12 protein-coding genes are annotated in these 12,853 nt (G+C 45.0%); 5 read left to right on the top strand and 7 right to left on the bottom strand.

The window, feature by feature from the left end; translation table 11 throughout:
* Positions 1-195 precede the first annotated feature (195 nt).
* The 3 genes from MZO40_RS16125 to proC form a co-directional block, all read right to left on the bottom strand.
* Entirely contained in the window at positions 196-897 is a 702-nt protein-coding gene (locus tag MZO40_RS16125; protein ID WP_105961051.1) for a GntR family transcriptional regulator, read from the bottom strand.
* 23 nt (positions 898-920) lie between these two features.
* Positions 921-2,057: an N-acetylglucosamine-6-phosphate deacetylase gene (gene nagA, locus MZO40_RS16120; protein WP_003637724.1), complete on the bottom strand. Its 1,137-nt coding sequence runs from the start codon at positions 2,055-2,057 to the stop codon at positions 921-923.
* A gap of 80 nt (positions 2,058-2,137) precedes the next feature.
* Positions 2,138-2,926, bottom strand: a complete 789-nt coding sequence (proC, locus tag MZO40_RS16115; protein WP_105961052.1) for a pyrroline-5-carboxylate reductase — start codon at positions 2,924-2,926, stop codon at positions 2,138-2,140.
* Between the two features lie 364 nt (positions 2,927-3,290).
* Between proC and pnuC the strand changes: the two genes are divergently transcribed.
* Both pnuC and MZO40_RS16105 read left to right on the top strand, forming a co-directional pair.
* Positions 3,291-4,103 carry a nicotinamide riboside transporter PnuC gene (pnuC, locus tag MZO40_RS16110; RefSeq protein WP_252133423.1) on the top strand — a complete coding sequence of 271 codons (813 nt, stop codon included), beginning with the start codon at positions 3,291-3,293 and terminating at the stop codon, positions 4,101-4,103.
* 277 nt (positions 4,104-4,380) lie between these two features.
* Complete coding sequence (locus MZO40_RS16105) at positions 4,381-5,481, top strand: SLC13 family permease (protein WP_105961054.1); 1,101 nt, start codon at positions 4,381-4,383, stop codon at positions 5,479-5,481.
* Between the two features lie 133 nt (positions 5,482-5,614).
* Here the strand turns inward: MZO40_RS16105 and MZO40_RS16100 are convergent, their stop codons facing one another.
* The 3 genes from MZO40_RS16100 to MZO40_RS16090 are packed head-to-tail and all read right to left on the bottom strand — an operon-like array spanning position 5,615 to position 7,173.
* Complete coding sequence (locus tag MZO40_RS16100; RefSeq protein ID WP_252133422.1) at positions 5,615-6,442, bottom strand: metallophosphoesterase; 828 nt, start codon at positions 6,440-6,442, stop codon at positions 5,615-5,617.
* 32 nt (positions 6,443-6,474) lie between these two features.
* Positions 6,475-6,810: a cupin domain-containing protein gene (locus MZO40_RS16095; protein WP_050339276.1), complete on the bottom strand. Its 336-nt coding sequence runs from the start codon at positions 6,808-6,810 to the stop codon at positions 6,475-6,477.
* A 45-nt stretch (positions 6,811-6,855) separates the two neighbouring features.
* Complete coding sequence (locus MZO40_RS16090; protein WP_088770062.1) at positions 6,856-7,173, bottom strand: cupin domain-containing protein; 318 nt, start codon at positions 7,171-7,173, stop codon at positions 6,856-6,858.
* Between the two features lie 1,630 nt (positions 7,174-8,803).
* Between MZO40_RS16090 and MZO40_RS16085 the strand changes: the two genes are divergently transcribed.
* Positions 8,804-9,340 (top strand): hypothetical protein, encoded by a 537-nt coding sequence (locus MZO40_RS16085; RefSeq protein ID WP_252133421.1) that lies wholly within the window; start codon positions 8,804-8,806, stop codon positions 9,338-9,340.
* 84 nt (positions 9,341-9,424) lie between these two features.
* On the opposite strand, the gene MZO40_RS16080 is transcribed toward MZO40_RS16085, so the two are convergent.
* Positions 9,425-10,468, bottom strand: a complete 1,044-nt coding sequence (locus MZO40_RS16080) for an IS30 family transposase (protein ID WP_252133420.1) — start codon at positions 10,466-10,468, stop codon at positions 9,425-9,427.
* Between the two features lie 367 nt (positions 10,469-10,835).
* Here MZO40_RS16080 and MZO40_RS16075 point away from each other — a divergent pair, with 367 nt between their 5' ends.
* Positions 10,836-12,434, top strand: a complete 1,599-nt coding sequence (locus MZO40_RS16075; protein WP_015474755.1) for an APC family permease — start codon at positions 10,836-10,838, stop codon at positions 12,432-12,434.
* 207 nt (positions 12,435-12,641) lie between these two features.
* The coding region (locus MZO40_RS16070; protein ID WP_252133419.1) for a helix-turn-helix domain-containing protein at positions 12,642-12,853 on the top strand (212 nt) is incomplete at its 3' end.

The following is a 12,853-nucleotide window of genomic DNA, read 5'->3' as shown; positions in this document are numbered from 1 at the left end:
AAAACTTTATTTATCGAATTCAAATTGAATTCAAAATCAAAATCGAAAAAAAGAACCCAATTCGTAAATGAATTGGATTCTAAATATAACTTCATCAACACCGGTTGACAGAGACCCTTAATTTCTAGCCGAGCTATTTATTTTGACCTTTTCACCACCGGCAACGGTTTGACCACTGAGTCAGCGCGTCACTGGTTACTTTTCGAGATAAAATTCGAACCGGTTGCCCACGTATTGCGTGCGCACGTATTCAAACGGTTCACCCGTTTGTAAATACGAAATTTGTCGTAATCGTAAGAGGGCGTCGCCACGGCGAACGGATAAATATTCCGAGATTCGTTCGGACGCCGACATCGCTGAAACCGTTTGTTGGGCCTTACCGGGCATCAAACTCGCTTTTTCTTCTAATGTCCGGTATAGCGAACTGGTGATTTCATCCTTCGTAAATTGCTTAACGAGCCGTTCTGGCACCGTCGCCACTTCGAAACAAATCGGCACATCATCACCATAGCGAATCCGTTCCATCCGTAGCACTTGTTCGTTAGCTTTCAAGGCCAACTTTTCACTTTCAGACAGTGACGGACTGGTCACGTGGTAGGAAATCGTTTTACTCGATGGGACTTTGCCCTGAGCCAGCATTAAATCAGTAAAACTGGTGACGCCGGACATCTTTTCTTGCACCTTTTGGTTGGCGACAAACGTGCCGGCGCCGACTCGCCGCTCTAATATTCCTTCGTCAACCAACGTTTGGATTGCTTGCCGAAGGGTCATCCGACTCACATCGAACTGACCGGCCAGTTCCCGTTCGGACGGAATCCGGTCACCAACGGCCCACCGACCTGCTTCAATCGCCTGCTTAATTTGGTTGTGGATTTGAATATAAATTGGCGAACTCATGGTACTCATCCCTTACTTCTAATTTATTTAGCTGCTTTTTTACCGTAGCTATAAGTTGCGACTAAGTCTTGGTTACCGTCCAGGATGTTGATATCCGCGTCCTTGCCGGCTTCCAAAGTCCCCTTCTTCGTTAATCCAAATTCACGCGCTTGGTTAACTGAGGCCATCTTAACGGCTTCCGCAATGCCACAGCCAGTGAATTTCTGAATATTCTTGAAGGCGTTGATAAATGTTAAGACTGAACCAGCCAAGTTACCTTCTTCAAGGCGCGCTTGACCATCCTTAACGATCACTTTTTGGCCACCTAATTCACTAATGCCATCAGGTTCACCCTTGGCACGCATTGAATCAGTGACTAATTCGATCCGGTCGACCCCTTTTTGTTCATAGGCTAACTTGATCATATCTGGAACGATATGGAAGCCATCACAAATCAATTCGCAATACATGTTGTTTTCAAGCATGGCATGGCCAGTAACCCCTGGTTCGCGGTGCTTAAATTCACGTTGCGCATTGTATAAATGAGTGACGTGGGTCGCCTTACTTGCTAATAATTGTTCACGAGTCGCGTTACTGTGTCCAACTGAAGGCACGATACCGTTTTCCAAGCAATACTTTTCGAATTCACGCGAACCAGGATCTTCTGGTGCATAAGTAATTAACTTGACGCGGCCACCAGATAACTTGTTCCAGTTGTCCAGTAAGTCAACGTTAGGATTCTTAATATACTTTTCTGGTTGGGCGCCTTTAAACGTGGCAGAAATGAATGGGCCTTCCAAATGAACCCCTTGGATCACTGGATTTTCTTCAGCCGCCTTATTGATGCCTTCCATCGAATGATCTAAGTTTTCGTTGGATTGGGTCATCGTCGTGCAGAAATATGACGTAATCCCTTCACGGGCAACCATATCATTAACCATTTCGTTAATTTCAGCTGGATTCCCGTCCATTGAATCAAAACTATAACCACCATGGCTATGAACATCGATAAAGCCCGGTACAATCGTCTTGCCACTCACAAATTCGATATCATCGTCGGGTTGGGCCACGTATTCATCCATTGGACCAACCGCTTCAATTTCCTTACCGAAACGAATGTAGCCGTCATCAATTTTTTCTAACCCCGTATAAATGATGGCATGTTTTAACACTTTGCTCATGAACAATTCCTCCTTGGATTTACTGGTTTAATTATAATCGGTATAGACCAAACTTGCAACCACCAGCACCAAGTATTTTGTTATTCGCCGAGTTCTTTGGCGATCGTCGCATCGATTCCCTTCACGACAGCCGTCATAAAGCCAGCTTCTTCCATCGCTAATAAACCAGCGACCGTTGTGCCACCCGGTGACGAGACCTGATCAACCAGATCAAACGGAATTTTATCCGAAGCTAAGACATTTTGGGCGCTGCCCAACGTTGCCTGAGCGGCGATTTTGGTCGCAGCGTCTTTGCTTAGCCCATGCTTGACTCCCGCGCGCGCCATCGCATCAATAAAGAAGTAAATGTAAGCTGGCGAACTGCCGGCCAAGGCTGAAAAGGTTGGAAAGTCCTTTTCAGCGACTGCGCTGGTCGCACCAATCGCATCAAACAACCGTTGTCCCGCCGCATATTGTTCGGACGTCAAGGCGTCATTACCAACTAGCGCCGTCATCCCGGCACCAATCGCCACGTTGACGTTTGGCATGATCCGCAGTACTGGCAAGTCAGGCATGACCGTCGCATAGTCTGCCAAATTGAGTCCAGAGACCATCGTGATGACCCACTTACCCGTTAAAGCTGATTGAACTTCTTTGAGTGCGTCAAGTGCAATGTTGGGTTTCACCGCGAGCACGATCACGTCTGCCGCTTGTGCGACCGCCAAGTTCGTGTCACAGGCGTTCAACCCATTTGCTTGCGCGTAGGGTTGATAGCTCGCCGCATGGGCACTGTGCAGGTAGATATCTGCTGGGGCGACTGCTTGTTGTTTCAGCCACCCATCAATAATGGCCCGACCCATGTTCCCAGCACCAATAAATCCGATTTTCATCCGTAAACCGCTCCTTCATCAATGACAATTTATTGTGATTATTATAAACCAATCTTCGTACCATCCGAGACTCAGACTCGATTCCCGGTTACTATTCTACTATACCAATATTTCAGTCAATGTGGGTGATTAATCGCTCGGCAAACTGAATCGTGCCATGAATAAATAAATATTGCCTACAGACTTGAACGGGGCATCTCTTGGTTATGAATAGCTTCTTCCCCATTAACGTATTAATAACACGGTTTAACTGGCCCGCCCCACTGTTGACAGCCCCCCACAAACGGGCTAACGTGTAACATTAAATAAACAGCGTTGCTTCCGATCACGGCTGTCTAAAAACAACTAAGGAGTGTTATTTAATATGAATCAAAGCAAACGGGCACTGCCCAATTTGAACATGCTAGTCCGGCAACTCAAGCAGGATGTCACCACGCTACCAACGGCGATGCGCGCCGTCTTCAACTGGCAACGGGGCGTTACCGAATTAAGAACGCTACGCCCAGCGACCAAGTTGATGATGGCCACCATGTTGATCGTCACGATTTTAGGCTTTATCTTGGGAAAAGACTACAGCTTGCATGGCTGGATCGGTCTACTCACCGGGATTACCGTGATCATCAACCTGATTTTAGTTGACCAGGGTCGCTTGACCAACTACAGCTGGGGCATCATTGCCTGTGCGGCGTGGCTGACTACTGCCATCACGAATCGGCTGATTGGTGACATTGCAGCGCAGTCCTTTTACCTCGTTATGCAGTTCGTTGGGATTACCGTCTGGCACCGTAAAATGGCAGCCCAAGCGGACTCCAGTGAATTGACTGGCCGCAAGCTCAGCAAACTCGCCGGGCTGAGCTGGTTCATCTTAGCGGTACTCGTCTATGCGATCGTCTTACACTTTAGTAAGCAACTGAACGGGAATCAAATCTATTTAGATGCCACGCTACTCCCACTAGGTATCGTGGGTAGCGTGTTAATGGTCAACGGCTATCGTTCCCAGTGGGTCGCTTGGATCACGCTAGACGTCATTAACGTCATTATTTGGTTCAACCAATTGAGAGGCTTCAGTCCGGCCGCGACATCGATGTTGGCACTCCAACTCGTGATGTTGGCCAACGCTATTTATGGCGCTTATCTGTGGTTCTTTGGCCAGTCGGCACACCGGCATGACGCCTGACTGTATGATGAATAATAATCGATAACAAATCAAACCGGTTTGAAGTTTGCGAGCTTCAAATCGTTTTTTTACTTTAACATGACCGGTTCCCATTGTACCCCCGACACTGCTTAGCAAAGCATCCGCTGTCAAGCTGATTCCTGCAATGGCCTCGGATACGTCACCCACAGTCTGCCAGCTAAGCGAGGTTAGCCGAAAGGGAGATGTATATCAGTTTACAGGTCCACCTTCAGTATGGTTAAGTTAAAGCCAATCTAGCTACGAGGGGGTGCGAGCCTTGGCGACCATTCTGAAGCGAACGTTACGCGACAAAATCTTCCTGATTGCCTTAACTTGTGCCATTATGAGTCTGTTGATTGGCACGCCGAGCATCCAGGACATCAATTGGACGACTATCGGCACGCTATTTGCCTTGATGCTCTGCGTTCAATTATTGCGCGCACTACACCTGCTCAATCGTTTAAGTGACTGGCTTCTTCAAAAATCTGCAAACACCCGGCAAATGTGTCAGTTCTTCATCTTAATGGCCTTTGGCGGTGCAATGCTATTGACTAACGATGTCGCGATTTTAACACTAATTCCACTTTTTACGGTCGTTGCACGGCAGCAACATTTGTCAATTGCTTACCCAGTCACCCTAATGATCATGGCTGCTAATCTTGGCAGTGCATTTACACCGATTGGCAATCCCCAAAACTTGTTTCTCGTGACCTTCTTCCACGTCAACTTAGGACAATTTTTTCAGTTATCGACCCCGCTCATGTTAGCGAGTCTCGGCTTATTATTAGTCCTTAGCCACTGGTTACCACGACAACCACTAGTGCCATCGCAAACAGAGCGTCAATCTGTCGACACCAGCAAAGCACTATTGGCAGGTGCGCTCTTAATTCTCATAATGGCGGGTATCTTCGGCCTGATACCGATTTGGTTAGTGGTCCTGATCAGCATGCTCGTTGCCACCGTAATCAATCGCCAAACTTTTTATGAAGTTGACTACGCACTGTTACTCACCTTCATCTGCTTCTTCGTCTTCGTGAGCGCCATCAGCCATAACACGACAGTCACGAAAGGGGTGGCTTGGCTAACTCAGACGCCATCAACTGTTTATTTGACGAGTATCCTGACAAGCCAGGTCATCAGCAATGTCCCCGCTGTCATTTTACTCGCCCACTTCACCCAGCAGCTGCCAGCGCTATTTATCGGCGTCAACATCGGTGGCTTAGGGTCACTAGTGGCATCCCTAGCGAACTTGCTGGCACTCAAACAATTGTCCTTTGATGACCAACAACCACTCCGACACTTTTTAAAAGTCTTTACTGGTCTTAATTTATTGGCCCTAATTATTCTAGGTGGCTTAGGCTGGCTGTATCTCTTATAAGGGATACGGTTGCTAGTCAGCGTGCACAAACGGCCACCATCGGTCAATTGAAGCCGATGGTGGCCGTTTTACTGACGTTTATGCGTGTGTGAGGCGCCATTAACTTTCATCTACGCAGGACTACGGAACGTCACTAACTCCCGCTAACCATTTCCGGCGTCACCAGTTGTTGGCCGTCGTAGATTTTACGGTTGATGACCCGTTTCATCCGGGCCACTTTACCTTGCGTTGTCAGTGTTAGCGCACAGATCCCACCATCAAACAATCCGGAACGACTTCCACCGTCGATAACGTAACGAGGCGTGTCCTCTGCATCCGCCTGAAGCTTCACGTACCCCATCTGCGGATTTTCGAAGCTTTGAACCGGCGTATGACCGGTCACCAGTACTCGGTCAAATAAATTGCGGTGCGGCTGGCCGCCGCCATCAAAATAGTAGTCGTCGCGAATCCAAAGTAGCGTATCGCGGGTCTGTTGTGCCAACGGCCATCGCCAATCCACGCCTGCATGCATCGCAACTAAGTGTTCTTGTTGCCAAATCGTTGGTAAGCTTGCCAGAAATTTAGTCGCCGCTAATAGTGGTTCCTGATTCAGCGCACGCCGCACCGTGTTCAGATTCGAGGTATAAATGCCGAGTTTGCGCCAAGTTCGGTGCCCGCCATTCAAAACCCAGGTCGCGGCAGCCTCATCATCACCGCGGGCCGTTTGCACCCAAAAATCATCGTGGTTGCCACACAATGCCACGTCACCATAATCTCTGACCCGTTGCTGAACTTGAGCTATCACACCCAACGGATCCAGCGGTGCTGGTTGCGTGAGATGCCCCAAATGACGACCAGCCGTTCCATCTATGTAATCACCCAGGAAAATCAGCCGCGTTTGCGTAATGCTCGTATCAGCTAGCAATACGGCCAGGTCATCCGCCGCACTGTGAATGTCACCAATGAAGGTATATTCGGCCATCGGACCACCGTCCCTTTCCCATAAGCACCCGTCTAAGCTGGTTTGACGACCACCAGCAACATCTGAAAACCTTCCACCGCATACAACGAATGACGCGCGTCCTTAGGAATTACGATGGACTGCCCCGCCGTCAAACGGTATACCGTTCCTTCAATGGTCACTTCCGCGATGCCACTCAAAACATTGACCATGGCGTCACCCTGTGCGGAATGACCGCCAATCTCTTGGTCGGTTGCGATGGAAAAAAGTGTCATACTCAAATCGTCACGCTGAACCAACGTCCGACTATTAACTTGATCCTCATCTAGTGGAATTTGGTCCGTCAATTTAAGCACTTTGGCATGGTCGATTTTATCGATTAAACTCATTGAAATTCCTCCTCAATAGGCTTACTGATTAACTTGATAAGTACCTTACTTGGTCTCGAATTGAATAAACTGGCAGGGCTGCGCTGCGAGCAAAGTATGCACCGTATTCGCAGGTACCACCAGCATTTCTCCAGTGGCGACGGTCTGTTGGCTTTCATCCGCAAACTGTACGGTCAATGTCCCATCTATAACTTCAAAGAGTCGCGTCAAGGTCGACTGTTCGGCACTGATGCTTTCACCGGCGGCCATCGCGTACATTGCAAATGGTAAGTCGATACCGAGTTTGCGGGAAAATGATTTACTCGTAATCGCATGTTCGCGGTAGGTCATGGTTTCATGTAACTTAATTTTTGTAACTGGCATTCGTGGTTCCTCCTCGTCATGATTTAGTTAGCAAGGCCTGCTTCGCTAAAAACGAATCAAGCTTGAACTAAGCTTACCGCTAACGGTAATTTTGTGCGAGTGGCAATTTGTCCCCATCAGCTCAGAAAAGTTGCTTAAAGTTTGTCTAACTAATCATGGATAAAAAGGCAACAAGCCCCACGAACGCTCAGTACGCTCGCCAAGCCCGTAAACTGCCATTTACCAGTGACATCTACTTGGCCTATATCCATTTATACCCGAACTTGGATTTAAACGCCGTCACTATCCCTTTAAGGCGTGAAAAGTGGCGCTGTTCAGGTGCTCCAAGCGCATTATCGTAATGCTGGTTTTGTTGCTCCAGGCGAGGTTTAACTGCCAACTTCAATCTTATCTTACCGTATCAGCAAAGAAAGCGATACCAGTTTTGCGTATAAAAATTCATTCTTTTTGAGGATATCTTCGAATGAAGCAATTAAAATGACGGCTGCTCAGCGGCTAAGCTAATCAAACCGAAAGCCATGATCAATCGCCCACATTCTGCTCGAGTTGAAGTCATTCACAGCATTCGGTTGCATCTAATGTCGTCCTTAAATCCTGCTCTAGCACTTAGCACCATCCGATACGGATTCAATCACCAAGGGAGATGATGATATTTGAACTTGGGACCCTACTTCATAAAGATTGTCTCAACTCCACTTGACGAAGAGCCGGAATCCTTTGCATCTCAGCGTAGCCGTTTCGAGCACTTGCAAATTGCAATTTTGGCGACAAAAAAACCGGCAATCAAGGCTTTTACACCTGATTGCCGGTTATCGAATTTCCCTAATTGGGCTAGCTGGGTTCGAACCAGTCTTATATATAAATGCTGATATACCAATGATAACGAGTGTTTTCAGGCTTCAAAAATAGTCCGTGGTGCACTTTTTGGTGCATTTTATCTTCAAAACATATAAATTTACCGATTAATTATGCTGGCGGGCAATACATATAATAAGTGCGGCTGATGTTTTATAAATTTAAGTATTGGTAAATTTATTGTTAACCAGATCAAAAAATTGGCCTACAACTGGCACAATAGAATTGAAAGACAAATTTGTTAGGAGTGATAGCCTTTGACCACTAAAAGTATTCATGTTAAATTTCCGTCTTACGAAGACGCTGGCGTTTTACTATTTAAGCATACACTTAGCACTGGCGAGGTAATAACTGGCAAAGCACAATTTGAGTTTGATTTTCTTAATCCACTTCATCCGCAGATTATTATACGGCAGATTGTAAAATTAATCCGAATAAGTCCGATAGTTTTCAATGGCCGTTGATTAATAGGTTCAAGTGCTGCTATGATCTCATTAATTGTTACATGGTTAAAGTTGGACTGTTTGAGAAAAACCAACATAACCATCGATTAAAAGATTCATTAGCAACCTACATCTATAAATAGTATGATACCATGTCATTTATAGATGTAGTCGGCTATTGTGGCCCAAATTAATAAATACCACGTTGGCGCCAACTGAATTAACTATTAAAATTTCGGTAGTTAAAATCAGCAATAGTATAACTCTAACATTCACGATAAGTAACTACCAGCGACTGGATAAGTGTACCTTTTTAAGGAGGCCCAAAATTGATGTTACCATTATTGATCTTATTAGTTGAGTTTATTTTACTCATATATGTCATTAAGATTCAAAAAAAAATTATGAACTATACCAGATCAGGCGAGCTATATTTTTGGGGACTTTTTCTAAGAAAGAACGACTCCCGTCGCAAAATGAGGCAGCTCAAGAAAAAAGTTCTTCAAACGTATCGTAGAAGTTCCCTAAAAAACGAACTACTCTTCTGGTTAGAATTTACAGTTGCTAGAGGTTGCTTTTATGGTTCGCTCATGTGGCTCTGGTACATAGTTGCTTTCGGAAATAGTATCATCCAAATCCGACCAGCAATCATTGGCTTTATGATTGCTATTCCACCCACGATAGCACTTCCCCAACAGCTATATCATTTTTGGAAACAACAACCTATTTGGCATGAGCAGCCTATTGAAAAACAAGCTTTCCTACTACCAAACGAACAAGATCACAAAGCCTTATTTAAGTACCATTTACAATCTTACTCTTTATTGTTACTATCGTTGGTTATAGGATGGTTTGGTACAGGAATCTGAGTGCTCAAAGAACAAGGTGAGAAACTAATTTTGGTTTCTCACCTTGTTCTTTTTTATCTAAATTTTTTATGGCAAATTACAAGTTTAATCCGAACAAGTCCGGAATCTTTCAATGGCAGTCTGTTGATGATGTATTTTTAATGGTCGTTGATTAATTAGTTCAAGTGCTGCTAGGATCTCATCAGTCGTTACTTGGCTAAAATTGGTCTTTTTCGGGAAGAACCAGCGTAACCGTCTATTAAAATACTCATTGGAACCTCGCTCCCATGGTGAATATGGATGGCAAAAATAAACTTTGATCTGATAATCCTGTTCTAAGGCCTGATTTAAACTAGCGAATTCCGAGCCGTTGTCAAACGTGATCGTCCGAAAGTTTTCTGCACCGTAATCATCAATCGTATCTTGGAGGGCTTGCCGGCAAGTCTCTGCCCGGTAATCAGGCAATTTAACGATAATTTCCATCCGGCTAACTCGCTCGGTTAACGTCATTAAAGCTGGTTCGGACTCAACCCGTTTGGCTTTCACTAAGTCGCCTTCCCAATGGCCCAACTCCTGACGTTTCCGAACCACTGCGGACCGGTCTTCAATGGACTGTCCAAGCCGTTTTTTATTCAGGCGGGCATGTCGGTGATTCGGGCGTTTAGCGCGGCGACGTAGCTTCATGGGTAAATCATAGTTGTGAAGCTCCGGGAGCTTGCCAGCCTCGATATACCGATAGACCGTAGCCGTTGATGGGCAGGGAAAGCCCGGGTAATGAGCTTTAAAATAGTGGACATACGTATCGACACTGAAAACTCGTGGCTTAGCTTTTAAAGCTTTCGGCAGGGACTTGAAGAACACGGCAGCCCGCTGCAGTAAACCTTTGGGGTGACACTTGGCCCGCTGTTCTCGATAGTAAGCCGCCCCGCGCTCGGCAAAGTAGCCCTGATATGACCGATGTTTCTGGGAATCAATCTGGGTGGTTAACCCGCGTTTTAATTCGCGAGAAATGGTGCTGGGACTCCGGTGAAGCCGGCTGGCGATCTGACGAACGCCAAATCCTAATCGAGTCAGGGACTCAATTTGACCGCGTTCAAAAGATTGGAGTTGTTGGTAATGCTTAGGCATGATATTCTTAGTTTGGGTCATGAAGACACCTATCCTTATCTGTTGATTTTGTCGTTAATAATAAGAATAGGCCTTCATGGCCTTTTAAGCTAGTCTAATTGGTCTAGTTATCAAGTGTTGCACTTAACTTGACAATTGAGGAAATTTATTGACAGGTAATGACGCTAAACTTTCATTGCACATAAAAATGGGGCAATTCATCACGTCCTTAAAAGAACGTGTTTCCTTGCCTTATCTCAAAAAATACAATTTCGGTACTATTCCTAAAAAAGTATAAAATCTTCTCCTGACTATCATGATAGTCACCAGTCGACTTTTCTCATTTTACTTCATTTGCAATAATTTTCTCATTTGTTACACTGGTTGTCACTGCAAATAGGAGGTACAAATGGATTCTGACAAAACGACTAAGATTGGATTATTTCAACTTGTAATGTTAACGCTTGGTTCCTTAATTGGATCAGGCTGGCTTTTCGGTTCTTGGGAAGCCTCGAAAATAGCAGGCCCCGCTGCTATTATTTCATGGGTCATCGGGGGTGCGGTCATTGCCGCAATTGCTTACGATTATGTTGAACTTGGCGCAATGTTTCCGGAAGCCGGCGGGATGAGCCGATACGCACAATATTCCCACGGACCGCTTCTGGGATTTATTTCTTCATGGGCCAATTGGATTTCGTTAATTACGTTAATTCCAATAGAGGCTGTTGCTGCCGTTCAATATATGAGTTCATGGCCGTGGTCGTGGGCAAACTGGACCCATCAGTTCTTGAAAAATGGCACCATTACCACAGCAGGATTAATGGTGGTTTTCTTATTCATGTTGGTTTTCACTCTTTTGAACTTCTGGTCAGTTAAAATTCTAACCAGTTTTACCAGTTTAATCTCAGTTTTTAAGATCGGGGTACCAACGCTAACCATTATTATGCTGACAATTGCCAGTTTTCATCCCGAAAACTATGGCCATTCACTCCACGAATTTATGCCATACGGGTCAGCACCGATTTTTGCGGCTACTTCATCAGCCGGTATTATTTTCTCGTTCAATGCCTTTCAAACGGTTATTAATATGGGAAGTGAAATCGAAAACCCAAATAAAAATATCGGTCATGGCATTTTTATTTCACTTTTGATTAGTGGGATTATCTACATTGTCCTTCAAAGTGTCTTTATAACGGCAATTAAGCCATCCGCGGTTGCAGCACACGGATGGAGTGGTATTAACTTCAATTCCCCATTTGCCGACTTGGCAATTATGTTGGGAATCCGCTGGTTATCCGTTCTGCTTTACATGGATGCCTTTGTTTCACCCGTCGGAACCGGTGTCTCGTTTGCCGCATCAACTGGCCGAGCACTTTACGCGATGGAAAGTAACCAGCGTATTCCGAGTTTCGTAGGTAAGATCAATCAAAAATATGGGATTCCCCGTGTTGCGATGATTGTTAACCTGGTTCTAAGTATGCTGATGGTTTCTGTATTTAGATCATGGGCAACCTTGGCAACGGTTATCTGTACGTCAACCTTAATTGCGTACTTAACCGGGCCGGTAACAGCGGTTGCCTTTCGAAAATTGGCACCAGATTTTAAACGTCCTGTTAAGTTAAAGCATTTAAATTGGATGGCACCACTTTCGTTTGTCTTGGCTTCACTTGCCGTATATTGGGCAATGTGGCCAACAACCGTTGAAGTTATTTTGGTTATTTTACTAGGATTACCATTCTACTTTTATTACGAGTACCGAGCTGGTTATGTGAATACCCGGAAAGCATTTTGGTCAAGTATGTGGATGATTTTTTATCTCATTTTCATTTCAATCATGTCCTACATTGGCAGTCACCAATTTAACGGTATCAATTGGATCCCATATCCTTGGGACTTTGTCGTGATTATTATTGCATCCCTTGGTTTTTATTATTGGGGAATCAAGAGTGCTCACGTCTTCCCGGACTTTTATCAGGCCAAGGAACTAAATGATACGGTAAAAGAATAGTCAGTATAATTTATAGCAACAATTCATTTTTGAGCCTATAACCAAAAAGCGTCAAATTGTCTATCTTCAGATCTTTCTGAACAGACAATTTGACGCTTTTTAAATAAGGCAGATTGTAAAATTTAAGTTGAACATTTAAGTGGACAGAAAAACCCATCAAGGTCTTTAATGGTGTTACCACACAATCCATTAGAAAGAAGGACCTTGATGAGCACCACTATTTTATCATTCCAGAACCGTGTTGTCATTGAAACGCTTCATAATGAAGGACGTTCCTTGCGATACATCGCTAACTACTTAGGCTTTAGTAAGACCACCATCTTTAACGAACTTCACCGGCTAAATAGTGAGTACCAGGCTGGGCTAGCGCAAACTGACTTTGAACGAAAGGTTAGTCAACGGGGGCGGAAGTCTTCGCT

Origin of the sequence: Lactiplantibacillus sp. B652, from assembly GCF_023806745.1 — a bacterium.
Classification (GTDB): domain Bacteria; phylum Bacillota; class Bacilli; order Lactobacillales; family Lactobacillaceae; genus Lactiplantibacillus; species Lactiplantibacillus pentosus.
This window is presented reverse-complemented; position numbering and strand designations above follow the sequence as displayed.